22 protein-coding genes, 2 tRNA genes and 1 other RNA gene are annotated in these 25920 nt (G+C 75.2%); 18 read left to right on the top strand and 7 right to left on the bottom strand.

Annotation, left to right across the window (positions count from 1 at the left end; genetic code table 11):
* The first annotated feature begins 38 nt into the window (after positions 1-38).
* Both ACI797_RS01080 and ACI797_RS01075 read left to right on the top strand, forming a co-directional pair.
* Positions 39-497 carry a nucleoside deaminase gene (locus ACI797_RS01080; protein WP_456856337.1) on the top strand — a complete coding sequence of 153 codons (459 nt, stop codon included), beginning with the start codon at positions 39-41 and terminating at the stop codon, positions 495-497.
* Between the two features lie 10 nt (positions 498-507).
* Positions 508-592: transfer RNA gene (locus tag ACI797_RS01075), tRNA-Ser, on the top strand.
* Positions 593-805: 213 nt separating this feature from the next.
* On the opposite strand, the gene ACI797_RS01070 is transcribed toward ACI797_RS01075, so the two are convergent.
* Together ACI797_RS01070 and ACI797_RS01065 are read right to left on the bottom strand one after the other, a co-directional pair.
* Positions 806-2461 carry a serine/threonine-protein kinase gene (locus ACI797_RS01070; RefSeq protein ID WP_456856336.1) on the bottom strand — a complete coding sequence of 552 codons (1656 nt, stop codon included), beginning with the start codon at positions 2459-2461 and terminating at the stop codon, positions 806-808.
* 12 nt (positions 2462-2473) lie between these two features.
* Positions 2474-2821: a hypothetical protein gene (locus ACI797_RS01065; protein WP_456856334.1), complete on the bottom strand. Its 348-nt coding sequence runs from the start codon at positions 2819-2821 to the stop codon at positions 2474-2476.
* 100 nt (positions 2822-2921) lie between these two features.
* On the opposite strand from ACI797_RS01065, the gene ACI797_RS01060 reads away from it, so the two are divergent.
* From ACI797_RS01060 to ACI797_RS01050, 3 genes are all read left to right on the top strand, one after another.
* Positions 2922-3007 (top strand) — tRNA-Ser (locus ACI797_RS01060).
* Between the two features lie 106 nt (positions 3008-3113).
* Positions 3114-3209: signal recognition particle sRNA small type (ffs, locus tag ACI797_RS01055), an RNA gene on the top strand.
* Positions 3210-3287: 78 nt separating this feature from the next.
* Positions 3288-5441, top strand: a complete 2154-nt coding sequence (locus ACI797_RS01050; RefSeq protein WP_456856332.1) for a DNA polymerase III subunit gamma and tau — start codon at positions 3288-3290, stop codon at positions 5439-5441.
* A gap of 14 nt (positions 5442-5455) precedes the next feature.
* On the opposite strand, the gene ACI797_RS01045 is transcribed toward ACI797_RS01050, so the two are convergent.
* Entirely contained in the window at positions 5456-6253 is a 798-nt protein-coding gene (locus ACI797_RS01045; RefSeq protein WP_456856330.1) for an N-acetylmuramoyl-L-alanine amidase, read from the bottom strand.
* A gap of 50 nt (positions 6254-6303) precedes the next feature.
* Here ACI797_RS01045 and ACI797_RS01040 point away from each other — a divergent pair, with 50 nt between their 5' ends.
* Both ACI797_RS01040 and recR read left to right on the top strand, forming a co-directional pair.
* Positions 6304-6639 carry a YbaB/EbfC family nucleoid-associated protein gene (locus ACI797_RS01040; protein ID WP_456537833.1) on the top strand — a complete coding sequence of 112 codons (336 nt, stop codon included), beginning with the start codon at positions 6304-6306 and terminating at the stop codon, positions 6637-6639.
* 25 nt (positions 6640-6664) lie between these two features.
* A complete protein-coding gene (recR, locus tag ACI797_RS01035; RefSeq protein ID WP_456537834.1) occupies positions 6665-7264 on the top strand; it encodes a recombination mediator RecR in 600 nt (199 codons plus the stop codon).
* 42 nt (positions 7265-7306) lie between these two features.
* Here the strand turns inward: recR and ACI797_RS01030 are convergent, their stop codons facing one another.
* Positions 7307-7663: a Rieske (2Fe-2S) protein gene (locus ACI797_RS01030; protein WP_456856328.1), complete on the bottom strand. Its 357-nt coding sequence runs from the start codon at positions 7661-7663 to the stop codon at positions 7307-7309.
* 110 nt (positions 7664-7773) lie between these two features.
* On the opposite strand from ACI797_RS01030, the gene ACI797_RS01025 reads away from it, so the two are divergent.
* The 3 genes from ACI797_RS01025 to ACI797_RS01015 all read left to right on the top strand — a co-directional run bounded on the left by ACI797_RS01025 (position 7774) and on the right by ACI797_RS01015 (position 12727).
* Positions 7774-9723, top strand: a complete 1950-nt coding sequence (locus ACI797_RS01025) for a TPM domain-containing protein (protein WP_456856326.1) — start codon at positions 7774-7776, stop codon at positions 9721-9723.
* Positions 9724-9818: 95 nt separating this feature from the next.
* A complete protein-coding gene (locus ACI797_RS01020; protein WP_456856323.1) occupies positions 9819-11900 on the top strand; it encodes a TPM domain-containing protein in 2082 nt (693 codons plus the stop codon).
* A gap of 53 nt (positions 11901-11953) precedes the next feature.
* The gene (locus tag ACI797_RS01015) at positions 11954-12727 is read left to right on the top strand and encodes a VOC family protein (protein WP_456856321.1); all 774 of its coding nucleotides are present in this window, start codon (positions 11954-11956) and stop codon (positions 12725-12727) included.
* Positions 12728-12757: 30 nt separating this feature from the next.
* On the opposite strand, the gene ACI797_RS01010 is transcribed toward ACI797_RS01015, so the two are convergent.
* Positions 12758-13195, bottom strand: a complete 438-nt coding sequence (locus ACI797_RS01010; protein ID WP_456856319.1) for a PPOX class F420-dependent oxidoreductase — start codon at positions 13193-13195, stop codon at positions 12758-12760.
* A gap of 219 nt (positions 13196-13414) precedes the next feature.
* Here ACI797_RS01010 and ACI797_RS01005 point away from each other — a divergent pair, with 219 nt between their 5' ends.
* From ACI797_RS01005 to ACI797_RS00990, 4 genes are all read left to right on the top strand, one after another.
* Positions 13415-15067, top strand: coding sequence for an ABC transporter substrate-binding protein (locus ACI797_RS01005; RefSeq protein ID WP_456856317.1), 1653 nt, complete (start codon positions 13415-13417; stop codon positions 15065-15067).
* Between the two features lie 165 nt (positions 15068-15232).
* A complete protein-coding gene (locus ACI797_RS01000; protein WP_456856315.1) occupies positions 15233-16339 on the top strand; it encodes an ABC transporter permease in 1107 nt (368 codons plus the stop codon).
* Positions 16339-17424, top strand: a complete 1086-nt coding sequence (locus ACI797_RS00995) for an ABC transporter permease (RefSeq protein ID WP_456856313.1) — start codon at positions 16339-16341, stop codon at positions 17422-17424. The genes ACI797_RS01000 and ACI797_RS00995 overlap by 1 nt, the downstream gene beginning before the upstream one ends.
* The gene (locus ACI797_RS00990; protein ID WP_456856311.1) at positions 17421-19109 is read left to right on the top strand and encodes an ABC transporter ATP-binding protein; all 1689 of its coding nucleotides are present in this window, start codon (positions 17421-17423) and stop codon (positions 19107-19109) included. The genes ACI797_RS00995 and ACI797_RS00990 overlap by 4 nt, the downstream gene beginning before the upstream one ends.
* A 27-nt stretch (positions 19110-19136) precedes the next feature.
* Here the strand turns inward: ACI797_RS00990 and ACI797_RS00985 are convergent, their stop codons facing one another.
* Both ACI797_RS00985 and ACI797_RS00980 read right to left on the bottom strand, forming a co-directional pair.
* Positions 19137-20105, bottom strand: coding sequence for a pirin family protein (locus ACI797_RS00985; RefSeq protein ID WP_456856308.1), 969 nt, complete (start codon positions 20103-20105; stop codon positions 19137-19139).
* A 10-nt stretch (positions 20106-20115) separates the two neighbouring features.
* Positions 20116-21108: a pirin family protein gene (locus ACI797_RS00980; RefSeq protein WP_456856306.1), complete on the bottom strand. Its 993-nt coding sequence runs from the start codon at positions 21106-21108 to the stop codon at positions 20116-20118.
* Between the two features lie 108 nt (positions 21109-21216).
* Here ACI797_RS00980 and ACI797_RS00975 point away from each other — a divergent pair, with 108 nt between their 5' ends.
* The 4 genes from ACI797_RS00975 (at position 21217) to ACI797_RS00960 (ending at position 25833) form a co-directional block, all read left to right on the top strand.
* Positions 21217-22230, top strand: a complete 1014-nt coding sequence (locus ACI797_RS00975) for a methylenetetrahydrofolate reductase C-terminal domain-containing protein (RefSeq protein ID WP_456856305.1) — start codon at positions 21217-21219, stop codon at positions 22228-22230.
* Positions 22227-22988 (top strand): class I SAM-dependent methyltransferase, encoded by a 762-nt coding sequence (locus tag ACI797_RS00970; protein ID WP_456856303.1) that lies wholly within the window; start codon positions 22227-22229, stop codon positions 22986-22988. Before ACI797_RS00975 ends, ACI797_RS00970 begins: the two co-directional genes overlap by 4 nt.
* Before the next feature lie 82 nt (positions 22989-23070).
* A complete protein-coding gene (locus ACI797_RS00965) occupies positions 23071-23418 on the top strand; it encodes a CU044_2847 family protein (protein WP_456856301.1) in 348 nt (115 codons plus the stop codon).
* Between the two features lie 33 nt (positions 23419-23451).
* Positions 23452-25833 (top strand): CHAT domain-containing protein, encoded by a 2382-nt coding sequence (locus tag ACI797_RS00960; protein WP_456856299.1) that lies wholly within the window; start codon positions 23452-23454, stop codon positions 25831-25833.
* The last annotated feature ends 87 nt before the right edge of the window (positions 25834-25920 follow it).

Genomic DNA, 25920 nt, shown 5'->3' with positions numbered 1-25920 from the left:
CATGCCGGGCAGAGCACTAGGACGCCGAGGTGTCAGTGGTGGACGTCGACGCCGCGATGGGCCGGGCGCTGGAGCTGGCCGCGGCCGCGCAGGAGTGGGGCGACACGCCGATCGGCGCCGTCGTCCTCGGGCCGGACGGGACGCTCCTGGCCGAGGCGGCCAACGAGCGGGAGAAGCGCGGCGACCCCACCGCGCACGCCGAGGTGCTCGCCCTCCGGGAGGCCGCCCGGGTGCGCGGCGACGGCTGGCGGCTGACCGGCGCGACGCTGGTCGTCACCCTCGAGCCGTGCACCATGTGCGCAGGTGCGAGCGTCCTCGCGCGGGTCGGCCGGGTGGTCTACGGCGCCGACGACCCCAAGGCCGGCGCGGTCGGCTCGCTGTGGGACGTCGTCCGGGACCGCCGGCTCAACCACCGGCCCGAGGTCACCGCCGGGATCCGGGCCGAGGAGTCCGCCACGCTGCTACGCGCGTTCTTCCGCGCGCAGAGAGGCCTGTAGTCTCTTCGGCGGTGGCGTGTCCGAGCGGCCGAAGGAGCACGCCTCGAAAGCGTGTGAGGTGCAAGCCTCCGTGGGTTCAAATCCCACCGCCACCGCCCTCCGCGAGAGGCGGCACCCGCAGGGTGCCGCCTCTCGCGCGTTCCGGGGTCACATCGGCCGGCGCGGCCGGTGGACGGCGGCCGCCGCGTGCCGGCCGCCGCACAGCGGGCAGCGGGCCCCCGGCTCCGGAGGTGCCTGCTCGGTTCGCGGGAAGGTAGCGGCGGGAGAGCTCACGACCGGACGCTAGGCCCGGGGTGCGACAGTCCGGCTCACGGATCGCACTCGCAGTCGAGCAGCAGCTCGCCGTCCTGGACGATGAAGTCGAACCGGCGCACGGCGCTCTCGGTCCCGCCGTCCCGGTACACCCAGGTGAGCCGGGCGAGGGCGCTGCTCTGCCCGTCGCCGGCCTGGACGTCGCTCACCTGCACGTCGGAGAACTGGCCCCAGTAGGCGGCGTAGTCCTCCTGGCTGCCGATCGCGTCGCGCAGCGTCGGCCCGGTGCGGGCGAAGGCGGCGGCGGGGTCGCTGGTGACGAGCTCGTGGTAGTCCACCAGGAAGCGCTCGACGTTCGCCGCGCTCAGCGGGTCGCCGGTCGCCGTCGGCGGTGCCGACGTCGTGGTCTCGGAACCGGCCCCGGTCGTTCCCGCCGGCTGCTCCGTCGTCTCCTCGGCCGGTGGGGACGAGGAGGTCTCCGCGGACGGGGACGACGTCTGCTGCGCCGTCCCGCCGCCGCCGTCGTCCGTCCCGCGACCGGTCAGCCAGACGACCCCCAGCACGACCGCGACGGTGAGCAGGGCGCCCAGCGCGACCCACAGCCACGGCCGCCGGCGGGGGCCGGCCGCCTCGCCGTCGGTCGGGCGGGCCGGGGGAGCGGGTACCGGTGGGGCGGCGGTCGCGGCCGGCCGGGGTGTGGTGGCCGGCGGCGGGTCCTCGGCCGCGGGGCGCGGGACCACCGGGGATGGCGGCGGAGGGGCCGGGGTCGGCTCGGCGGGCGCCGCTGCGGGGAAGGTCGCCGTCCGCTGCCGGCCGGAGGAGCGCAGCTGCGTGCGCGCCAGCAGGACCGTGGTCGTGTCGCCGTCCCGGGAGACCAGCGAGGCCAGCTCGTCACGGATCTCGGCCATGGACGGCCGGGTCCCCGGGGTGGGCGCGAGCATCTTCATCAGGGGCTCGGTGAGCCCGGCGCAGTTCACCGGCGGGTTGATGCGGCCGGCCGCGACGCGGTGCAACTGCTGGAGCGAGTTGCCGCTCATGCCGAACGGCGGTTGCCCCTCCCGGCAGGTGTAGAGGGTGGCGCCGAGCGAGAAGACATCGCTGGCCGGCCCTGGTTCCTCGCCCTGCGCCACTTCGGGCGCGAGGAAGGCGGGCGTGCCGGTGATCTGGCCGGTCTGGGTGAGCGTGACGTCCCCGCTGGCGTGCGAGATGCCGAAGTCGGTGATCTTGACGAGGCCCTCGACCCGGGGCTCGCCCTCGCCGATGAGGATGTTGGCCGGCTTCACGTCGCGGTGCACGATGCCCGCGGCGTGCGTGGCGGCCAGCGCGTCGGCCACCTGCGCGCCGATCTGCGCGACCGTCTCGACGCGCAGCAGTCCGTCCTCGGTCAGGACCGCGGCCAGGCTGCGGGAGGGCAGGTACTCCATGACCAGCCACGGCTGACCCGACTCGACTGCCACGTCGTAGACCGAGATCGCGTGCGGGTGGGAGAGCCGCGCGGCGATCCTGCCCTCGCGGAGGGCGCGCTGCCGCTGCTGCTCGGCCTCCCTCGGATCCGCACTCGCCGGCGGCACCACCTGCTTGATCGCCACCTGCCGGCCCAGCAGCTCGTCGCGGGCGACCCAGACCGTGCCCATCCCGCCGCCGCCGATCTGCGACAGCAGCCGGTAACGGCCCGCGACGAGCCGACCCGGCCGGGTCAGGGGTGCGGTCACGGCAGACCGCCGTCAGACGGCGGACGGGACCCCGAAGCGGCGCGCGTACTCCTCCTGGGCGCCGGCGGGCAACGCGTCGTAGAGGGTGCCGAGCTCCTGCAGGGCCTCGGGGGAGAGGTCGTCGAACAGCCGCTGCCAGGTCGGCGGCTCGTCGTAGCTGCGGGTGAGCAGCAACTCCCAGGCCTGGGCCTGCCGGTCCCGCTTGCTGCGCTCGGCGGCGAACTCGGAGAGGTAGCGGTCCTTGGCCGCGGCCTTCTCCTCCTTGGTGGCGTCCGCCGGCAGGCTGCCCGGGTCGGCCCCCTGGAGGACGGCGAGGATGGCTTCCACGACCTCGGGTCTCACCTGCTGCGGTTCGCTCATCGCCTGCCTCCTCATGGGGTACCGGTCGAACCTTTCCCTGTCGGCCGACACTCAACCACCCCCGGGTCCGCAGTGCGCGCCGCCCGGTACTCTGCTCGACGGAGGATTCGCCTAGTGGCCTATGGCGCTCGCTTGGAAAGCGGGTTGGGTTAACAGCCCTCGGGGGTTCGAATCCCCCATCCTCCGCGCCTCCTCGGGCCCCCGGTCGCCGCACCGGGGGCCCGATGCGTCTCCCGGCTCCCGTGTCGGGGGCGGCGCGTCCGGCCTCGGGGCGCCGTCCCGTACAGTGGGGCCAGACCCCTCGTGTGGCGTCACCCTGTGAACCTCCCCAGGGCCGGAAGGCAGCAAGGATAAGCGGGCTCTGGCGGGTGCGCGGGGGGTCCCTACTTTTCCCGGGCCGGTGCCGTTGCCCACACGGCGCCGTCGGGTCCCCGGCGTCGTCACCTCCGCCACGTAACCTGCCTGCGTGGCTCTGGCGCTCTACCGGAAGTACCGCCCGGCGACCTTCGCCGAGGTGGTCGGGCAGGAGCACGTCACCGCCCCGCTGGTGAACGCGGTGGACGCCGGCCGGATCAACCACGCCTACCTCTTCAGCGGCCCGCGCGGCTGCGGCAAGACGTCGTCGGCGCGGATCCTCGCCCGCTCGCTCAACTGCGAGAAGGGGCCGACGTCGACGCCGTGCGGCGTCTGCACCTCCTGTGTCTCCCTGGCGCCCGACGGCCCCGGCTCGATCGACGTCATCGAGATCGACGCGGCCAGCCACGGCGGTGTCGACGACGCCCGCGACCTGCGGGAACGCGCCTTCTTCGCGCCGGTCAACAGCCGCTACAAGGTGTACATCGTCGACGAGGCGCACATGGTCACCACGCAGGGCTTCAACGCCCTGCTCAAGGTGGTCGAGGAGCCGCCGGAGTTCCTCGTCTTCGTCTTCGCCACCACCGAGCCGGACAAGGTGCTGCCCACCATCCGCTCGCGCACGCACCACTACCCGTTCCGGCTGGTGCCGCCCACCACGCTGCGCGGCCTGCTGGAGAAGACCTGCGCCGCCGAGGGCGTGCAGGTCGAGCCCACCGTCTTCCCGCTCGTCGTCCGCGCCGGCGGCGGCTCGGTGCGCGACTCGCTGTCCATCCTCGACCAGCTGCTCGCCGGCGCGGGGTCCGAGGGCGTCACCTACAAGGAGGCGGTCGGCCTCCTGGGGGTCACCGACGACGCCCTGCTCGACGAGACGATCGACGCCCTGGCCGCGCACGACGCGCCGGCGGTCTTCCGCGCCGTCGACCGGGTGGTCGAGGCGGGCCACGACCCGCGCCGCTTCGCCACCGACCTGCTCGACCGGCTGCGGGACCTGATCGTGCTCGACGCCGTCCCCGAGGCCGGTGGCAACGGCCTGCTCGACTGCCCGCCCGACCGGCTCGACCTGATGAGCTCCCAGGCCCAGGCGCTGGGCTCGGCGACCCTGTCGCGGATGGCCGATACCGTGCACGAGGGGCTCACCGAGATGCGCGGGACGACCGCGCCGCGGCTGCTGCTCGAGCTGGTCTGCGCGCGCATGCTCCTGCCCGCCACCGACGGCTCCGCCGCCGCCACGCTGCAGCGGCTGGAGCGCCTCGAGCGGCGGATGTCGATCGCCGGCGAGCACGCCGGCCGGCCCGTCGAGCCCGACGACGCGCCGGTCGCGCGGGCGGCGGCCCCGGTCGAGGCGCCGCCGGCCGCCCCCGCGCCGTCCCCGGCCGGGCCGCGCCGGGAGTTCGTGCGCCGGTCGCAGCAGGCCGCTGCCCCGGTACCGGCTCCCGCACCCGAGCCGCCGCCGGCCCCCGCCCCGGCACCGACCCCGCCGGCGGCCCGGCCGGCGACGCCGGCCCCGGCCGCGCCCGTCGCCGACGACGACTGGCCCGAGACCGTCCGGCCCGGCACCGCCGCCCCGGCGCCCGCGAAGCCGCGGGTGGCCACCGCTGAACCGGACATCCCGCTGCCGCCCGAGCCCACGGACGACGAGGACTGGCCGCACGCCGCCCGCCCGGCGGCGGCGCAGGCCGCGGCCGCCCGCGTCGAGGAACCCCGCCCGCCCGCGCCCGCGCGGGCCGCGGCCGAATCCGCCCCCGCGCCGCGCGGCGCCGAGCCGACCCCCGTGGTGTCGGCGAACCCGCCGGAGCAGGTCTCCGGGGGCGACCTCACCACCAGCGACGTCCGCCGGATCTGGCCCGAGCTGCTCGCGGTGGTCAAGCGGCACAAGCGCACCACCGAGGCCCTGCTCAAGAACGCGCAGGTGCACGAGCTGCGCGCCGGCACCCTCGTGCTGTCGACGTCGTCGCCGGCGCTGGCCCGGCGGATCGGCGACGACCTGAACAAGGACGTCCTGCGCGAGGCGCTCAACGAGCTGCTCGGCGTGCGCTGGAAGGTCGAGGCGGTCGTCGAGGGCGCCGGCGGACCGCCCGGCACCAAGGTCTCGCCCGAGGTGGCCCGCGAGGCCGCCCGCGCCGCCGAGGAGCGCGAGCTGGCCGCCCAGCACGCCGCCGAGGCGGCCGGCGAGCCGGTCGACGACACCCCCGCCGTCGACCCGGAGCAGGCGGCGCTCGCGCTGCTGCGCTCCCAGCTCGGCGCCCGCCCCGTCGAGGGCTGAGGAACCGATCGGCGTCAGCGTCCGAGGAAGGCCAGGACGCCGACGGCGAGCCGGCCGGCCAGCGCCTGCCGGCCCTCGGCGGTGCTCATCCACGCCGCGTCGGCGGCGTTGCGCATGTTGCCGCACTCGACGTAGACCGCCGGCACCGCGCTGAGGTTCAGCCCGGCGAGGTCGGGCCGTTCGTCGAGCCCGTCCGCGCCGAGGTAGTCGCTCACCGGCTCGACCGCGACCAGCGCGTCGCGCAGCGCGGTGGCGAGGGCGTCGGTGCGCGCCGCGACGTCCGGCCCGGCCGGGTCGAGCGAGGACGTGATCACGTGGAAGCCGCGCCCGCCCGGCGCGGCGCCGTCCCCGTGGATGCCGACGAACGCCGCCGCGCCGACCTGCCCGCCGAGCGCCCCGCGCGCGTCCACGCACGGGCCGACGCCGGCGTCGTCCGGACGCGAGAGCACCACCTGCACGCCCGCGGCGGTCAGCAGGTCGCGGGTGCGGACGGCGACGTCCCACGTGAAGGCGTGCTCGGGGTAGCCGGCGTCGGTCGCCGTCCCCGTGGTGTTGCACGGCTTGGTGCCGCCGGCGCCATCGGGCACCGGCGCGGTCACCACCTCGGGGTGCGCCGCGTTGCCGCCGTTGTGCCCGGGGTCGAGGACGACGACCGGCGGCGGTGCCGGGGGCGGCGGGATCGGCGACGGCGGGGGAGTGCTGGGGGCCGCCGTGCTGGAGGACCGCGGGGCGACCGTCGTGGCGGCGGGGGCGGCGGGCGAGGAGCAGGCCGCGAGCAGGGCGAGGGGCACCAGCACCCTCGCCCGTCGCACACGGCCAGCGTGTCACGCCCGATGTCGCTGCCGCGGCCTACGCTCGGGGCATGTTCCCCGGAGGCCAGCCCGACATGGCGCAGTTGCTCCAGCAGGCCCAGCAGATGCAGCAGCAGCTGGTCGCCGCGCAGGAGGAGCTCGCGCGCACCGAGGTCACCGGCTCGGCCGGTGGCAACCTCGTCACCGCCACGATGACCGGCAGCGGCGAGCTCACCGCGCTCACCATCGCGCCGGCCGCGGTCGACCCCGACGACGTGGAGACGCTGCAGGACCTCATCGTCGCCGCCGTCCGCGACGCGCGGCGCGCCGTCGACGAGCTGGCCGCCACCACCATGGGCCCGCTGGCCGGCGGCCTCGGTGGCGGCCTGGGCCTGCCCGGCCTGTAGATCCGCCCCGGAGGAAAGAACCACCGTGTACGAGGGTGCCGTCCAGGACCTCATCGACGAGCTCGGCCGGCTGCCGGGGGTCGGTCCCAAGAGCGCCCAGCGCATCGCCTTCCACCTGCTCGCCGCCGAGAGCGCCGACGTCGGCCGGCTGGTCGCGGCGCTGCAGCGGGTGCAGGCCGAGGTGCGCTTCTGCTCGACCTGCTACAACGTCGCCGAGGGCGAGCAGTGCCGGATCTGCCGCGACCCGCGCCGCTCCGACGACGTCATCTGCGTCGTCGAGGAACCCAAGGACGTCGTCGCGATCGAGCGCACGCGGGAGTTCCGCGGCAAGTACCACGTGCTCGGCGGCGCGATCAGCCCGATCGAGGGCGTCGGCCCCGACGACCTGCGGGTCCGGGAGCTGATGACGCGGCTCATGGACGGCTCGGTCACCGAGCTGATCATCGCCACCGACCCCAACCTCGAGGGCGAGGCCACCGCGGCCTACCTGGCGCGGCTGGTCGGCCCCATGGGGCTGGCCGTGTCCCGGCTGGCCAGCGGACTGCCGGTCGGCGGTGACCTCGAGTACGCCGACGAGGTCACCCTGGGCCGCGCGTTCGAGGGCCGCCGCCGCATCGACGCCTGAAGCGGAGTCCCGGGGCGGCACGTCCGCGCCCTGGGACTCCGCTCACTCGACGACGACTTCGTCGTCGCGGCGGAGGGCCTGGCGCACCCGGAGCCTCAGCCGCTTGGCGTACGCCCGCACAAACTGCGTGTAGCCGGGCGTCGGGCCGTGGTAGCCGAGGAAGCCGCGCGGCCCCTCGACCATCTCCCCGGTGCGGACGTCGTAGCGGCTCTGGTGCCAGGGGCAGACCAGGCAGCCGTCGGCGTCGACGCTGCCCTCGGACAGGTCGGCCAGCTGGTGCCGGCAGCGCCGGGAGACCGCGAAGTACTCCCCGCCCGCGTTGCCCACCGCCCAGTCGCCGGCGCGGCGGACCGCGCCCGGCGGGAGCTCGGCGGCGGGGATCCGGTCGGGTGCGTCCACGGTGCCTCCAGCGGCTCGGGGGTCGGACCGCCGCCCTACCCGCGACCGACCCGGTCGACGCGGGCCGCGGTTAGGGTCCGGCGGAACGCGTCCGCCCGGAGGGAGCCCTCGTGCGCCGGTTGCTCGTCGTCCTCGGCCTGCTGGCCGGGTTGCTGCTCGCCGCCGCCCCGGCGCTCGCCGAGGCCCCGTTCCGGCTCGACGACCAGGTCACCGACGAGGCCGGGGTGCTCTCCTCCGGCGACCGGGACCGGGTCGAGGAGGCATTGCAGGAGCTCCGCGACGCCGACGGCACGCAGCTGTGGGTGGTGTTCGTCGACTCCTTCGACGGCGCCGACGGGTTCGACTGGGCGGCCGACACCGCCGAGGCCTCCCAGCTGGGGGACGGCGACGTGCTGTTCGCCGTCGCCGTCGGCGACCGCGCGTACGGCTGGTCGGTCGACGAGGGCTTCCGGCTGTCCGACGAGGACCTGCAGGACCTCGTCACCTCCGACGTCGAGCCGCGGCTCGCCGACGACGACTGGGCCGGCGCGGTGGTGGCCCTCGCCGACGGTCTGCAGCCGTCGTCGATCTGGCCGGCCGTGCTGGTCGTCGCCGCCGTCGTCCTGGTCGTCGCCGGCCTGGTCTGGGGAAACCGGGTGCGCAAGCGGCGCCGGGCCGAGGAGGAGCGCCGGCGCCGCGAGGACCCGTTCCCCGGCGAGCCCACCGAGTCGGTGCAGGGCCGGGCCGCCGAGGCGCTGCTGCAGGTGGACGAGGCGCTGCGCACGTCGCAGGTCGACCTGGACTTCGCCCGCCAGCAGTACGGCGAGGCGGCCGTCGCCGAGGCGGCCGCGACCTTCGCCGCCGCCCGCGCCGAGATGGACCAGGCCTTCGCGGTCCGGCAGCGGCTCGACGACGAGCACCCGGAGGACGACGAGACGACCCGGAAGATGCTCGCCGAGCTGATCCGGCTCGCCGACTCGGCCGACACGAAGCTCGACGCGCAGGCCGCGGCCTTCGCGCAGCTGCGCGACCTCGAGCGCAACGCCCCGCTGCTGCTCGAGGGGCTGGCCGCGCGGATCACCGCCCTGACCGAGCGGCTGCCGCGGGAGGAGGCCGCGCTGGCCCGCCTCCGCGAGCGCTGGTCCCGCACGGCGCTGGCGCCCGAGGACGACAACGACGCCGAGGCCCGCGCCCGCCTCATCGCCGCGCAGCAGGCGGTCGACGGCGGCCGCGCCGAGATCGCCGCGGGCCGGCCGGGGATGGCCGCGCCGGCCGTCCGGGCCGCGGAGGAGGCGGTCAGCCAGGCGGCGACGCTGCTCGACGCGATCGGCCGTCGTGGGCAGGAGCTCGAGGACGCCGCGGCCCGGCTGCCCGCCGCGCGCGCGGAGGCCGAGCGTGCGCTGGGCGAGGCCCGCACGCTGGCCGCCTCCGGCACCGAGAGCACCGGCCTCGCCGAGCAGCTGGCCCGCGCGGAGCAGGCGCTGGCCGAGGTCGACGCGCTGGCCGGCGGGAACCCGCCCGACCCGCTGACCGCGCTGGAGAAGCTCACCGCGGCCGACACCGCGCTCGACGAGGCGCTGGCCCGGGCGCGGGACGAGCAGGCGCGGCAGGACGCCGCCCGCGCCCGGCTCGACCGCGTGCTCGCCGGGGCGCGGGTCCGGGTGGCCGGCGCCGAGGACCTCGTCGCGACGCGCGGCGCCCGGGTGGGCGCCGCCGCGCGCACCGCGCTGGCGGAGGCACGCCGCCACCTCGCCCAGGCCGAGGCGGCCGCCGCGCTCGACGCCGTGGTGGCCCTGGCCGCCGCCGAGCGGGCGACCGCCCAGGCGCAGGCGGCGCAGAGCGCCGCGCACCGCGACCTCTCCCCGCCCGTCGCCGTGGGCGGCGGCTGGGGAGGGGGCTACGGCGGTGGGGGGTGGGGAGGCGGCGGCCTCGGCTGGGGCGGCGGAGGGTTCGGCGGCTCCGGCGGCGGTTACCGCTCCTCCCGTCGCTCGTCGTCGCGCTCCTCCGGCGGCCGCCGCTCGTCCGGCGGCGGCCGGCGGTCCGGCGGGGGCGGTCGGCGCGGGGGCGGCGGTCGGTTCTGAAGCGGCGGCGCGCGGGAACCCGGCAGGGCGTCCGCACGTGCAGAAGGTCCGGGACGTCCTCTGCGGCGGCCCACGCAACTGGAGGTTCGCGCACCGTGCGTCGTCTGACGATCGTCCTCGGCGTCTCCGCCGCCGCCCTGCTCGCCGGGGCGGCCCCGGCGCTCGCCGAACCGCCGTCGGCCCTGTCCGCCCAGGTCACCGACACCGCCGACGTCCTCTCCGCCGGCGAGGAGGCCGACGTGGAGCAGGTCCTGCAGGACCTGCAGACCGACACCGGCACCCAGCTGTACGTCGCCTTCGTCGACACCTTCGACGGCGCCGACGGCCAGCAGTGGGCCACCGAGGCCGCGAACGAGACCGGCCTCTCCGGCAACCAGGTGCTGCTGGCCGTCGCGGTGGAGGACGGGCAGTACGGGTTCGACGCGGGCACCGCGGAGGACCAGGCCGAGCTCAACCAGGGCGCCGCCGACATCGAGTCGCAGCTGGGCGACGGGGACTGGGCCGGCGCGGTGAGCGCCACGGCCGACGCGCTCGGCGGCGCGACGGCGTCGTCGTCCTCCGACTCCTCCTCCGGCGGCGGGGGCGGCGGCGCCGTCCTGCTGGTCGTGCTGCTGCTCGCGCTGGTCGCCGTCGGCGGCTACCTGTTCGTGCGCTCGCGCCGGAACCGGGGCCGCGCCGAGCTGCCGGCCGCCGGGCGCGGGCAGCTGGCGGCGCCCGACCCGCACGCCGGCACGCCGACCGCGACGCTCAACGGCCGGGCGAGCGAGGCCCTGCTCGAGCTCGACGAGCGGGTCCGCACCGCCCAGGTCAACGTCGACTTCGCCCGCACCCACTTCGGGGCCGACGCCGTGCCCGGTGCCGACGAGGCCCTGGAGCGCTCGCGCGACGAGCTGGCCCGGGCCTTCACCATCCGCCAGGAGCTGGACGACGAGATCCCCGAGGACGAGCCGACGCAGCGCCGGATGCTCACCGAGCTGCTGGCCCTCACCGACGCGGCGGGGAAGCGGTTGGCCGAGCAGTCCGCCGCCCTCGACGCCCTGCGCGCGCAGGAGGCCCAGGCCCCGCAGGCCATCGAGGAGCTGGGCCGACGGATCGACGCCCTGCAGCAGCGGCTGCCCGCCCAGGAGCGCAGGCTCACCGACCTGCAGGGCCGCTACGCCGCCAGCGCGCTGGCCCCGGTCGCGGTGAACGTGCAGGAGGCCGGGGCCCGGCTGGCCGCGGCCGAGCAGCTGCTCGGCCAGGCCCGCGAGGCCCAGCAGGGCGGGCAGACCGGGCAGGCCGTCGGCCGGCTGCGCCCGGCCGAGGACGCGGTCACGCAGAGCACCACGCTGCTCGACGCGATCGACCGGCTGGCCGAGGACCTCGCCACCGCCGAGCAGCGGCTGGCCGCCGCCCGCGCCGAGACCGAGGCCGACCTGGCCGAGGCCCGGGCGCTGATGGAGCGCGGCGACCGCGACGGCCTGCAGCCGCACGTCGCCCGCGCGCAGGCCGAGCTGGCGTCCGCCGAGAGCGCGCTGCACCCGACCGACGGCGGCCTGCCCGACCCGCTGGCCGCGCTGCGCCGGATCGAGGAGGCCGATGCCGCCCTCGAGCAGGCGCTGCAGAGCGCCCGCGACGCCGAGACCAACCGCCGGCGTGCCGCCGAGGCGCTGGAGCAGGCACTGCTCACCGCCCGCTCGGGGGTCACCGCCGCCGACGACTTCATCAGCACCCGGCGCGGTGCCGTGGGCAGCGAGGCGCGCACCCGCCTGGCCGAGGCCGAGCGCCACCTCGAGGCGTCGGCCCGGATGGCCTACGACGACCCGGTCCGCGCGCTGCGCGAGGCGCAGAGCGCCGACCAGCTGGCCCGCTACGCCCTCCAGCTCGCCCAGGACGACGTGATGCGGTGGTCGCAGCGCACCGGCTACGGCTGGGGCGGCGGGTATGGGCAGGGCGGCGGCTACGGGCAGGGCTACGGCTACGGGCGCCCCGGCTACGGCTACGGGCGCGGCGGGGGCATGGGCAACGCCCTGGGGTGGGGGCTCGGCGGCCTCGTGCTCGGCGGCCTGCTGTTCGGGGACAACGACGGCGACTTCGGCGGCGACTTCTCGGCCGGCGGGGGCGACTTCGGCGGGGGCGGCGACTTCGGCGGCGGCGGGGACTTCGGCGGCGACTTCGGCGGCGGCGGCGACTTCTGAGAACTGTCGGTGCCCGGGAGGAGGCTGCGGCCCCCGAATCGAGGAGGACAGCGATGCCCACCCGCGACACCCACTGGCCGAGCGGCACCCCGTGCTGGGTCGACTACGGAGCCGCTGACGTCGACGCCGCCCGCGCCTTCTACGGCGGCCTGTTCGGCTGGGAGTTCACCGGCGGCGGCGAGGAGTACGGCGGCTACCTCAACGCCACGCGCGACGGCCGGCTGGTCGCCGGCCTGGCACCGCTCGTGCAGGACTCCGACTCGCCCGCCTGGACGACGTACTTCGCCACCGACGACTCCGCGGCCGCGGTCGAGCGCATCACCGCGGCCGGCGGCACCGTCGTCGTCGCGCCGATGGAGGTGGCGCCGTTCGGCGTCATGACCATCGCGCTCGACCCGCAGGGCAACGGGTTCGGCCTCTGGGAGGCCCGGGAGCACACCGGCTTCCAGCGGCACGGCGAGCCCGGCACGGTGGCGTGGGACGAGGCGACCTCCGACGACCCCGCCGCCGCCCGGGCCTTCTACGGCGCGGTCTTCGGCTACGCCTTCGACGACGTCGAGGGCCTCGAGGGCTACGCCACCTTCCGCACCGACGAGCGCACCCCCGAGTACCCGCAGGGCGGCATGGGCGGCCCCGTGCCCGGCATCCCCACGGGCTGGCTGGTCTGCTTCGGGGTGGCGTCGGCCGACGAGGCGGTCGCCGCCGTCGAGGCGCAGGGCGGCAAGGTGCTCACCGGCCCCGAGGACACCCCGTTCGGGCGGTTCGCCGTCCTCGAGGACCCGTGGGGCGCGCCGTTCGAGGTGATCCAGGACGTCGAGCCGGCCTGAGCCGGACCGGGGAGCTGCCGCGCCGGCGGGTCAGCCGCGCGGCAGCTGCCCGTAGGCGTGCTCGGGGCGCAGCCGCACGACCAGCCGGCGGTCGGCCACCATCGCCGCCCGGTACTCGTCCCAGTCCGGGTGCTCGCCGGCGGTGCCGCGGTAGTAGGTGATCAATTCCTCCACCGTCGCGTCGTGCGGGTCCGCGGCCACCGGCGTGAGCTCGGCGGTGCCCTCGACCGCGACCCAGGTCCAGACGTCGTCGCCGCGCACGTGGAGGGTGGCTCTCGGGTCGCGCCGCAGGTTGCGGGTCTTCACCCGGTCGTCGGTGACCGAGATGCGGATCAGCGCGGCGTCGCGGTCGTACGCGTAGCCGATCGTCGACACCTGGGGCCGGCCGTCGCGCTTGACGGTGGCCAGCACGCCCCACCGGTTCGCGGCGAGGACGTCGAGCATGCGGGGATCGGGGTCGGCCGCCATGCCCTCAGCCTGCCGCAGCCCGGGCCGTCCGTGCACCCCGGCCGGACGACGACAAGCTCTCCGGCGGTCCCCGGTCACGACCGCATAACACCCTGTCCGCCGCCCTCCTGAGCGGGAAAACCTCTGTGCTAGGCATGGGGCCTCTTATCGGACCACGGGCGGCCGCCGTGGGGCGCGCCCCGCGCCCGGCGGCCGCTCCCATGAAGACGAGGTACGCGGATGAGTTCCGTTTCGAGGGACGGCCGGCGACGGCTCGCCGTCACGTCCGGCATCGCGGTGACGGCCCTGGTGCTGGCCGCCTGCGGCGGGGGCGGTGACGACGACGGCGGCGGCGGCTCGGGCGGCGGCAGCGGTGACACCCTGATCATCGGCACCAGCGACAAGATCACCACGATCGACCCGGCGGGCTCGTACGACAACGGCTCGTTCGCCGTGATGAACCAGGTCTACCCGTTCCTGATGAACACCCCCTACGGCAGTCCGGACGTCGAGCCGGACATCGCCGAGTCGGCCGAGTTCACCTCGCCCACGCAGTACACGGTCACCCTGAAGCCGGGCCTGACCTTCGCCAACGGCAACGAGCTGACCTCGTCGGACGTGAAGTTCACGTTCGACCGCATGGTCGCGATCAACGACCCCAACGGCCCGGCCTCGCTGCTGTACAACCTGGCCAGCGTCGACGCGCCCGACGACACCACGGTCGTGTTCAACCTAACCAACCCCGACGACCAGGTCTTCCCGCAGATCCTCTCTAGCCCGGTGGGCCCGATCGTCGACGAGGACGTCTTCTCGCCCGACTCGCTCACGCCGGACGACGAGATCGTCGAGGGGCAGGCCTTCGCCGGGCCGTACACGATCACCGACTACGACCTCAACAACCTGGTCTCCTACGAGGCCAACCCCGACTACCAGGGCCTGCTCGGTGCGCCGGCGACGTCGAACATCGACGTCAAGTACTACGCCGACGCCTCGAACCTGAAGCTCGACGTGCAGGAGGGCAACATCGACGTCGCCTTCCGCAGCCTGTCGGCGACCGACATCGAGGACCTGCGCGGCAACGACGACGTCCAGGTCGTCGACGGGCCGGGCGGCGAGATCCGCTACATCGTCTTCAACTTCAACACGCAGCCCTACGGCGCGACGACCCCCGAGGCCGATCCGGCCAAGGCGCTCGCCGTCCGGCAGGCGGTGGCCGACCTGATCGACCGCGAGGAGCTCGCCGACCAGGTCTACAAGGGCACCTACACCCCGCTGTACTCGTTCGTGCCCGAGGGCCTCACCGGCGCCACCACCCCGCTGCGGGACCTCTACGGCGACGGGCAGGGCGGGCCGGACCCGGACAAGGCGGCCCAGCGGCTGCAGGCGGCCGGCGTCCAGACCCCGGTCGAGCTGAACCTCCAGTACTCCGACGACCACTACGGGCCGTCCTCGGGTGACGAGTACGCCCTGATCAAGGACCAGCTGGAGGCGACGGGCCTGTTCACCGTCAACCTGCAGACGACGGAGTGGGTCCAGTACTCCGAGGACCGCGTCGCCGACGTGTACCCGGCCTACCAGCTCGGCTGGTTCCCGGACTACTCCGACGCCGACAACTACCTCACGCCGTTCTTCCTCACGGAGAACTTCCTGAGCAACCACTACTCCAACCAGCAGGTCAACGACCTGATCCTGCAGCAGGCCACCACCCCCGACCCGGCGGCGCGGCAGGCGCTCATCGAGCAGATCCAGGAGCTCGAGGCGCAGGACCTGTCGACCGTGCCGTACCTGCAGGGTGCCCAGGTCGCCGTCACCGGCGTGGACATCGAGGGGGCCGAGGACACCCTCGACGCCTCGTTCAAGTTCCGGTACGGAGCCCTGTCCCGCACCAGCTGAGGCGGGCGGACCCGTAGCCGGGCCCCGGGTGGCTCGCCTCGAGCGAGCCACCCGGGGCCCGCGCGCGTGTGGCGCCCGGCACGGGCGCATCCTTTTCACCGCAGCCGGCACCCCGGTTGCGCTTCGAGGCCGCGAACCACCGCGGCACCGGACGGCTGGACGGACATGACGACCACCACGAGCGAGCTGACCGACAGCCCGGCCCAGGACGACGGCGCCGGCGCACCGGTCGCCCGCCGACGACGCCAGGGCGGCGGCCTGGGCCGCTACGTCCTCGTGCGCTTCCTGCTGATCATCCCGACGATCTTCATCCTCGTGACGACCGTCTTCTTCCTGATGCGGACGACGGGCGACCCGATCACCGCCGCGCTCGGCGGCCGGCTGCCGGCCGACCAGCTCGCCGATCGGGTCCGCGAGGCCGGGTACGACCGCCCGCTGTTCGAGCAGTACCTGGACTACCTCGGCGGCGTCTTCACCGGCGACTTCGGGACGACCGCCAGCGACCGCCGGCCGGTGCTCGACGTGCTCACCACGTTCGGCACCGCGACCCTCGAGCTCACCGTCTACGCCCTGGTCGTGGCCTTCCTGGTCGGCATCCCGCTGGGCCTGGTGGCCGCCTACTTCCGCGACCGCGCCCCGGACGCCGTGCTGCGGGTGTTCGCGATCCTCTTCTACGCCACGCCGGTGTTCTTCCTCGGCCTGCTGTTCAAGCTGATCTTCTCGGTGGGACTGGACTGGCTGCCGGTGGCCGGCCGCGCCTCGACCCGCTCGGAGCTCCAGCTGACCCGGATGGACGGCGCGACCGGGATCTACCTGATCGACGCCATCAAGCTGGGCGACCCGGAGATCATCGGCGACGTCCTGGAGCACGCGATCCTGCCCGCGCTGGCGCTCGGGCTGCTCACCGCCGGCATCTTCCTGCGCCTGGTGCGCACCAACGTGATCGGCACGCTGGGCTCCGGCTACGTCGAGGCGGCCCGCTCGCGCGGGGTGGGGGAGTACCGGCTGCTGCGCAAGCACGCCTACCGGCCGGCGCTCATCCCGATCATCACGGTGATCGGCCTGCAGGTCGCCATCCTGCTGGTCGGCGCGGTGCTCACCGAGACGACGTTCGAGTGGAAGGGTCTGGGCTTCCAGCTCTCGGAGTACCTGCAGGCCCGCGACTTCGTGGCGGTGCAGGGCATCGTCGCGCTGCTGGCGGTGATCGTCGCGGTGACGAACTTCGTCGTCGACATCGTCGCCGCGCTCATCGACCCCCGGGTGAGGTACTGATGGCCACCGCGGCGCCCCCCGCCGACACCCCCGCGGCCTCCCGGCGGCGGCGCTCCTGGAAGAGGCTGCCGGTCGTCCATCAGCTCCGGCAGAGCGTGGGCCTGCAACGCGGGATGCTCGTCGCCGGCCTCGTGCTCATGGCGGTCTTCCTCATCGCGGCGGTCTTCGCGCCGCTGCTCGCGCCGTACGAGTACGGCCAGCTGCGCGACGCCGAGGGCGCGTTCGGCGCGCAGCAGCCGCCGTCGAGCGCGCACTGGCTGGGTACCACCGTGGGTGGTTACGACGTCCTGTCCCGCGTGATCTGGGGTGCCCGGACGGCGCTGCTGGTCATCGTGGTCGCCGTCCTGCTCTCGCTCGTGGCCGGCGTGCTGCTCGGGCTGGTGTCCGGCTACTTCGGCGGCTGGGTCGACCGCGTGCTCGTGGTGATCTGCGACGCCATCTACGCCTTCCCGGCGCTGCTGCTGGCCATCGTGATCGCGATCGCGATCAGCGGTGGGCAGTCGAGCATGTGGGGCGGGATCATGGCCGCGGCCATCTCGATCACCGTCGTCTTCATCCCGCAGTACTTCCGGGTGGTCCGCGCCGAGACGGTGCGGATCAAGGCGGAGGCCTTCGTCGAGTCGGCCCGCGTCATCGGCGCGAGCAACTGGCGGATCATGACCCGGCACGTGCTGCGCAACGCCACCCGCACCCTGCCGCTGATCCTCACGCTCAACGCCTCCGAGGCGATCCTCACCCTGGCCGGCCTGGGCTTCCTCGGCTTCGGCATCCAGCCGACCGCGGCCGCCGAGTGGGGCTACGACCTCAACCGCTCGATCTCCGACGTGAGCAGCGGCATCTGGTGGACGTCGGTGTTCCCGGGTGCGGCGATCGTGCTCACCGTGCTCGCGCTGACGCTGGTCGGCGAGAGCCTCAACGACCTGGCCGACCCGCGGCTGCGCGCCCGCCGCCGGGCGGCCGAGACCCCACCGCCCGCTGGCGCGGTGGAGCCCGGCGGTGTCCCGGTGACGGGCCTGGTGCCCGGCGTCCCGGCCGCCCCGGGGACGACGGAGGGGTATCTGGCCCCGGGAGGACTCGGCTCGTGAGCGTCGTCGACATCGACAACCTGGCGGTCTCCTTCGCCACCGACGCGGGCACCGTCCCGGCGGTGCGCGACGTCAGCCTCTCGGTCGAGGCCGGCGAGGTGCTGGCCATCGTCGGCGAGAGCGGCAGCGGCAAGACGGTGACCGCGCGCAGCATCCTGGGCCTGCTGCCCGAGACCGCGACCACCCGCGGCGCCGTCGTCCTGTCCCGCAAGGACGGGACGGGCGAGCACGACGTCGTGCAGCTCTCCTCCAAGCAGATGCGCGAGGTGCGGGGCCGGGACGCCGCGATGGTGTTCCAGGAGCCCGGCAGCGTCCTGAACCCCGTCTACAAGGTGGGCTGGCAGATCGTCGAGGGACTGCGCGCCCACGGCGGGATCAGCCGCGCGGAGGCGCGGGAGAAGGCGGTCGACGTGCTGCGGCGGGTCGGCATCCCGGACCCCGAGGAGCGCATCGACTACTACCCGCACCAGTTCTCCGGCGGGCAGAAGCAGCGCATCGTCATCGCGCAGGCGCTCGCGCTCGACCCGGGCGTGATCATCGCCGACGAGCCGACCACGGCCCTCGACGTCACGGTGCAGGCCGAGATCCTCGACCTGCTGCGGCGCTGCCGCGACGAGTTCGGCGCGGCGATCGTGCTGATCACGCACAACATGGGCGTGGTGGCCGACCTGGCCGACCGGGTGGCCGTCATGTACCAGGGGCGGATCGTCGAGGAGGCCGACGTCCGGACGCTGTTCCGCTCGCCGCAGGACGCCTACACCCGGCAGCTGCTCGGCTCGGTGCCGCGGATCGGCCAGGGGACGGTGCGGGCGGTCGAGCGGGCCGCCCGGCGGGCGCCTGACTGGTCGCAGAGCGCCCCGGTCGTCGAGGCGCGCGACCTGCGGATCGTCTACCCCGGCCGGTTCCGGCAGCCCGACTTCACCGCGGTGGACGGCGTCAGCTTCGCCATCCGCCCGGGCGAGGTGCTCGGCCTCGTCGGCGAGAGCGGCAGCGGCAAGACCACGATCGGCCGGGCCATCGCCGGGCTGACCAAGGTGACCGACGGCTCGCTGCGGGTGCTCGGCACCGAGATGAACGGGGTCAAGGAGCGCGCGTTCCGGCCGGTGCGCGAGCGGATCGGGTTCGTCTTCCAGGACCCGGCGACCAGCTTCAACCCGCTGCTCACCATCGCCGAGGCCGTCGCCGAGCCGCTGATCGTGCACGGCCGGCACAAGGACCTCGCCGGCGCGCGCAAGCGGGTCGACGACATGCTCGAGTCGGTGCAGCTGCCGAAGAGCTTCGGCGACCGCTACCCGCACGAGCTCTCGGGTGGCCAGCGGCAGCGGGCGTCGCTGGCCCGCGGGCTGGCGCTGTTCCCCGAGCTGCTGATCGCCGACGAGCCGACGTCGGCGCTGGACGTGTCGGTGCAGGCCAAGGTGCTCGAGCTGTTCGAGGACCTGCAGCGCGAGCTCGGGTTCGCGGCGCTGTTCATCAGCCACGACCTCGCCGTGGTCGACCTGCTGGCCGACCGGATCGCCGTCCTCTACCGGGGGCAGCTGGTCGAGGAGGGGACGGGGGAGCAGGTGCTCGGCGCGCCCCAGCACCCCTACACCCAGCGGCTGCTGGCCTCGCTGCCGGTGCCCGACCCGGACGAGCAGGCCCGCCGCCGCGCCCACTGGGAGCAGCTCAGCGGAGTGGATTCGTAGGCGTCACGCCGACGGATCCCCTCCGCTTCAGCGCTCGCGGCCGCGGGGCTTGAGGGGGACGGGCGGCAGCGGCGGGGCCTCGAGCCGGTCGCCGTCGTAGCCGACCACGGGGGCGAACCGGCCGCGCTCGGCGTTCCAGTCGTCGGCGAACTCGGCGATCTCCTCGCCGGAGCGGCCGACGAAGTTCCACCACATGACGATCCGCTCCTCGAACGGTTCGCCGCCGAGGAGCAGCACCTTCGCCGGCTCCTCGGCGCGCAGCCGCAGGGTGCGCCGGCCGGTGCCGAGGTAGGCCATCGTGCCGTGCCCGAGCGGGGCGTCCTCGACCGTCGCGGCGCCCGACGCGGCCAGGACGGCGTGCTCGAAGCCGGGCTCGAGCGGCACCTCGACGTCGGCGCCGGCGGCGAGCTCGAGGTCGACGCCGACCAGCGGGGTGTAGGCGGTGCCCGGCGAGGTGGCGCCGCCGAACGAGCCCATGAGCACGGTGGCGCGCACGCCGTCGGACGCGAAGCCCGGCAGGGCCGGGTGGTGCTCGAAGGCGGGGGCGATCTCGCGCGACCCGTCGGGCAGCACCACCCACAGCTGCGCGCCGTGCAGGAAGCGCGGGTGGGGCGCCGGCGACTGCTCGGAGTGCGCGATGCCGTGGCCGGCGGTCATCAACGCCAGCTCGCCGGGGCCGAAGGTGACGTCGCTGCCGAGCGAGTCGCGGTGGTGCACCTCGCCCTGCAGCAGCCACGACACGGTCTGCAGGCCGGTGTGCGGGTGCGGCGCCACCTGCATCCCCGGGGACGACGTGACGTCGTCGGGGCCGTAGTGGTCGACGAACGCCCACGCGCCCACCAGCCGCCGCCCGAGGGTGGGCAGCAGCCGGCGGACGTGCGTGCTCTCCCCGAGCAGGACCTCCTTGCCGGGCAGCACGTCCAGGACCGGGCCGGCGGAGGTCTGCTCCAGCCCGCCCAGCTCCCGGGGCGTCGGCCGGCGGTCGAGGTTGCTCATGGCGTGCTTCCTACTCCTGCCCGGCCTCGCCGCGCACGCCCCCGTGGGGGATCCGCTGCGCCGGGATCGAGCCCAGCCGGCCGGCCTGGAAGTCGGTGAAGGCGTCGAGCACCTCCTGCCGGGTGTTCATCACGAACGGCCCGTACATGGCGATCGGCTCGCGGATCGGTTGCCCGCCCAGGATGACGACGTCCAGCGACGGCGTGCGCGACTCCTGCTGCAACGCCCCGCTGACGGTCACCGTGTCCCCCGGCCCGAAGACGGCGAGCTGCCCGGTGCGCACCGGCTGCATGTCGGGGCCGACCGAGCCGGCGCCGGAGAGCACGTAGACCAGCGCGTTGAAGTCCGGCCGCCAGGGCAGGTCGAGGGTCGCGCCGGGGGCGATCGTGGCGTGCACCATCGCCATCGGCGTATAGGTGCTGCCCGGGCCGGTGTGCCCGGCGACGTCACCGGCGATCACCCGCAGGAACGCGCCGGCGTCCCGGCTGGCGAGCAGCACCGACTGGTTCGCCCGCAGGTCCTGGTAGCGCGGCTCCACCCACTTCTGCGCCCGCGGCAGGTTCACCCACAGCTGCAGGCCGTGGAACAGGCCGCCGCTGACGACGAGGTGCTCCGGCGGGCGCTCGATGTGCAGCACGCCGCCGCCGGCGGTCATCCACTGGGTGTCGCCGTTGCTGATCGTGCCGCCCCCGCCGTGGCTGTCGGCGTGCTCGAAGGTGCCGTCGATGATGTAGGTGACGGTCTCGAAGCCGCGGTGCGGGTGCCAGGACGTGCCCTTGGGCTCGCCCGGCGCGTACTCGACCTCGCCCATCTGGTCCATGTGGATGAACGGGTCGAGGTCGCGGAGGTCCACGCCCGCGAAGGCGCGGCGCACCGGGAAGCCCTCGCCCTCGAAGCCCGACGGCGCGGTAGTCACCGAGCGGACCCGGCGGCGGACCGTGCGCGGCGCGGGGAGCGGGACGCGCGGCAGGGTGGTGGTGTCCTCGACGGTGATGGCCGGCATGACGGGCCTCCTTGAGTTGAGAGCTCAACTAGTGGGCACTCTAGCGCGTGGCGGCCCCGGTGTGTTCCCACCGGGGCGGACGGTCTCGATCCGGTGCAGGATCGGCGGGTGGACGACGACGGGGGCCGGCCCGGGTGCCCCAAGCGCATGGTCTTCGGTCCGTGCGGCGGGGTGCGGGACGACGGGGCGTGCGAGGTCGCCGCGCACCCGTGCGTCTTCGCCGGCGCCCCGCTCGTGCGCTGGGCGGACGGGCCGCGGCCGGTCCCGCCGGCGCGGCCCGGTGGGCTGCTCGAGCGCGCGCGGCGCGGCCCCGTCGTCCTCGCCGACCTGACGGTGCGGCCCTACGACCGCGGGTCGGTCCGCAGGGTGGTGGGCGCGCTCACCCCGGCCGCCGACGCCGTCCTGGTGGGGGAGCACGCCAACCGCCCCGACTTCCCGCCGTCGATGGTGGCCGCCGAGGTGATGGACGCCGGCGGGCGGCCGTGGACGACGCTGGCCTGCCGCGACCGCAACCGGGTCGTCCTCGAGCAGGAGCTGACCGGGCTGGCGGCGCTCGGCGTGGACGGCGTGCTGTGCGTGACCGGCGACGCCCGCGGCCCGTCGGTGCGGCCGGGCGCCACCCAGGTCTTCGACGTCGACGGCACCCGCCTCGCCGCGCTGGCCGCCGAGCGGGGGCTCTCGGCCGCCGTCCCGGAGTCGCCCGAGGCACCGCCGGTGGACCTGCGCCCGGCGCGGGTCGCCGAGAAGCAGCGCGCGGGCGCGGCGCTGTGCGTGCTCAACCACGCCGGCACCCCCGACCGGGTCGCCGCCTTCGTCGCCGCCGCGCGCGCGGCCGGTGCCACGCTGCCCTTCCTGGCCGCCGTCGCCGTCTACACCGACGAGCGCTCGGCCCGGGTGCTGCAGGCCTTCCCCGGCCTGCTCCTCGACGGCGCCGTCGTCGAGCGGGTGCTCGCCGCACCCGACCCGCGCGAGGCCGGCATCGCCACGGCCGTGGCGGAGGCTCGGGCGCTGCTGGCGGTGCCGGGCGTGGTCGGCGTCAACCTCTCGGGACTGGCGTCGGCCCGCGGAGAGGACGAGGGTGCCCGTGTGAAGGCCGAGGTGGCGGCGAGGATCCGCGGGTGACGCTCGAGAGCGGCGCGATGGAGGCCGAGTTCGGCACGGTCGCGGCCTGGACCGAGCAGGCGGTGCGGGCGCTCGGTCCCGAGCACGCGATCCCCGCCGCCTGCCGCGGCAGCGGCAGCGAGGGCGCGCTGCGCTGGCTGGCCGACGGCCTCGGGCTGCGGGCGGGCTCCCGGGTCCTCGACGACGGCGCCGGCCTCGGCGGACCGGCGGGCTGGCTGGCGGCCGAGCGCGGGGTGCGCCCGGTCTGCGCCGAGCCGATGGCCGACGCGGTCGCCGCCTCCCGTCGGCTGTTCGGCCTGCCCGCCGTCGTCGCGGCCGCCCAGGCGCTGCCGTTCGCCGACGGGGCGTTCGACGCCGCCTGGTGCCTCGGCGTCCTGTGCACCCTGTCAGACAAGGCGGCCGCGCTCGCCGAGCTGCGCCGGGTGCTGGCCGACGGCGGCCGGCTCGGCCTGCTGGTCTTCGTCGCCGACGGCCCGCTCACCAACCCGGTGCCCGAGGGCAACGAGTTCCCGTCGACCGCGGAGACTGGGTCGCTGCTGGCGGCGGCCGGCTTCCGGGTCGTCGCGACCGGCGAGGCGGACCTGCGCGACAGCCCGCCGGAGTGGGACGCGCGCGCCGACGCCGTCGACGACGAGGTGGCCCGACGGCACGGCGACGCGCCCGAGCTGCGGGAGGCGCGGGAGCAGGCGGGCCGGGTGGCGGCGCTGCTCGGGGCCGGGGAGCTGCGCCCCTGGCTGGGGATGGCCGTCCGTCGGTGAGCAGCCGCCGTGAATGCGGTGACGACCCGGTGACGGTGCGCCCCTACCTTCGGATCGCTGAGTCCAGCGAACCGGGGGCGCCATGGTGCGGCAACTGGTCGAGTTCCCACTGGAGGACGGCGGCAGCGTCGTCGTCCAGGTGGACTACGCGTCCGGCGGTGAGGTGACCCGCGGCTGGGGCGATCCTGACCGTGGTGTCGTGGAGCAGGCGCGGCAGAGCTTCGAGCAGGCGGTCGCCCGGGTGCGCCCGGCCGTGCAGGGCCTGCTCACCCAGCTCGGATCGCTGGCGCAGGCCCCCGAACAGATCCAAGTGGAGTTCGGGGTGCAGCTGAGCGCCGAGGTCGGGGCGTTCGTCGCCGGGGCCAGCTCCACCGGGAACTTCAAGGTGTCGATGAGCTGGCACCGTCGACCCGGGCCGGACGAGTCCTAGCCGCGGTCACGGCGGACGGTCGGAGGTCGGGTCATGTCCGAGCACACCTACGCCGACTTCGACCTGCTGATCGAACCCGCGGACGAGGGTGGCTACCGGGCGAGGGTGCTCCACTCGCCGGTGGGCGAGACCCGGCCGGTTCCGGTGACGATCCCCTTCTCGCCCCTGGAGCTGGAGAACTTCCTGCTAAAGGTCGGCCGGCCGCGCCGCAGCGCGACCCGCGGAGAGGGCTCACCGGAGGCCGACGCGGTCAAGGAGTTCGGGGGGCGGCTCTTCGAGGCGGTCTTCCGCGACGGGGTGAGGGCGGCTTTAGCCGGCAGCCTCGCCCAGGTGGCCGGGCAGGAGGACACCGGCTTGCGGTTGCGGCTGCGGCTGGTCGACAGCCCGGAACTGTCTGACCTGCCCTGGGAGTACCTCTACGACCGCGAGACCCGCCGATTCCTGGCGCTGTCGCAGTGGACGCCCGTCGTGCGCTATCTGGAGCTGCCCCGGCCGATCCGCCCGCTCACCGTCCGCCCGCCGCTGCGGATCCTGGGCATGGCCGCCAACCCCACCGACTTCGCGCAGCTGGACGTCGAGGCGGAATGGCGCAACGTGCGCGATGCCCTCGACGATCTGGAGGAGGCCGGCCGGGTGCAGGTCGACCGGGTGCCCACGGGCCGGCTGGCGGATCTGCGGGCGGCGCTGCGCCGCGGCGAACACCACGTCTTCCACTTCATCGGCCACGGTCGCTACGACCCCGCCGTCCAGGACGGCATGCTCGCGCTGGAGGGGCCCAGCGGGCGAGCGCAGCTGCTGAGCGGAGCCGACGTGGGCGCGCTGCTGTCCGACCACCGCAGCCTGAGGCTGGTGGTGCTCAACTCCTGCGAGGGCGCCCGCGGTGGGCGCACCGATCCCTACGCCGGCACCGCGCAGAGCCTGGTGTACCAGGGCATCCCCGCAGTGGTCGCCATGCAGTTCGAGATCACCGACCGCGCCGCCATCCTCTTCGCGCACAGCCTCTACGAGGCCGTCGCCGACGGCTTCCAGCTCGACGCGGCCATGGCCGAGGCGCGCAACGCCGTCCGAGGCGAGCCGAACCCGGTCGAGTGGGCCACCCCGGTCCTCTACCTGCGCGCCCCTGACGGCCGGATCTTCGACGTGACCGCGCCGGTGACCGTCCCCACGCCGCCACCCCCACCGGTCGTAGACCCTGACTCCGGCCCGGCAGCACCTCCGCAGGACGGCGGGCCACGCGTCGAGCCTCCATCGCCTGCCGCGGAGACCGTGCCCCGCGCCGGCGGCGGGGAGCAGCCCGCCGCCGAGACCAGCCCCTCACCGGTGGAGACCGGGCCCCCATCCGGGCCGGTCCTGACGCCGGCACCCCCCGGCGAGCCGGACGGCAGGCGGCGGAAGGTCCGGCTCCTCGGTGCCGCGGCCGCCCTCGCCGTCCTGGTCGGCGCTGCCATCGTCTGGTGGGTGCAGATCCGTCAGTCCCCGGGGGACGACGGGGACTCGTCCGCCGGCGCGACCTCCACCTCCACCTCCGCCTCGGCCCCACCCCCGCCGTCGCCACCGGCGCTGCCCCGGGCGGCGTCCCTGCCGGACGACATGCTCGTCGTCCCTCGGATCGTCGACGGCGCCATCGATCTCTACCTGCAGGACACCGGCGGCGGTTGGCGGCAGTTGACGAGGGCGCCGGAGATCGACGAGGGGCCGCTCATCTCCCCCGACCGGTCGACGATCGTGTACATCCGCAGGCCCGCCCTCGACGCGCAGTACGAGGTCCGAGTGATGGCCTCCGACGGCACCGGCGACCGTTCGTTGCCGATCTCGAACTGCCCGTTCCTGCAGCGCCCGGCTTGGAACCCGGCCGACCCGACCCAGCTGGCGGTCAAGTGCCGGGTGGGGGACCGCGACCAGCTGCGGATCGTACGCCTGGACGGGACCACCGTGCGGGTCCTCGATGCGAGCGCCGACCGCCTTGACGACCTCACATTCTCCCCCGACGGGTCGCGGCTCGTGTACTGGGGCACGGACGCCGGAGAGTCCACCGACGACGGGTTCCTGTACGCGGTTTCCGCGGACGGCTCCGGCGCCGGCGAGCGGCTGACCGACGACAACGGGAACGCCGACTCCGTGTTCTCGCCGGACGGGTCGCAGATCGCCTATCGCCACCGGAACGCGGACGGGACCAGCCAGATCGTGGTGATGGCCGCCGACGGCTCCGAGGCCGCCGTGCTCACCTCCCGGGCGGGGACGGACATGGACCCGACCTGGTCCCCGGACGGGACGCGGATCGCGTTCAAGAGCAACCGGGACGGCGAGTACCCCGACGGCCAGATCTGGCTCATGGACGCCTCCGGGGACGGTTTGCGCCAGCTCGGCCTCGCACAGGGCGCCGCCACCCACGCCCCCGCCTGGAGCGGCCGGTGAGGTCGGCCGCGGATCGGTGACGTCAGGCGGACGGGGGTGCACCCGGGGCGCGTGTTCCGCCGTCGAAACGCGCAGGACACACGGCGG

The organism is Geodermatophilus sp. SYSU D00691, from assembly GCF_054050275.1.
The sequence above is the reverse complement of the archived record's forward strand: the minus strand, read 5'-3'. Positions and strand labels throughout refer to the sequence as shown.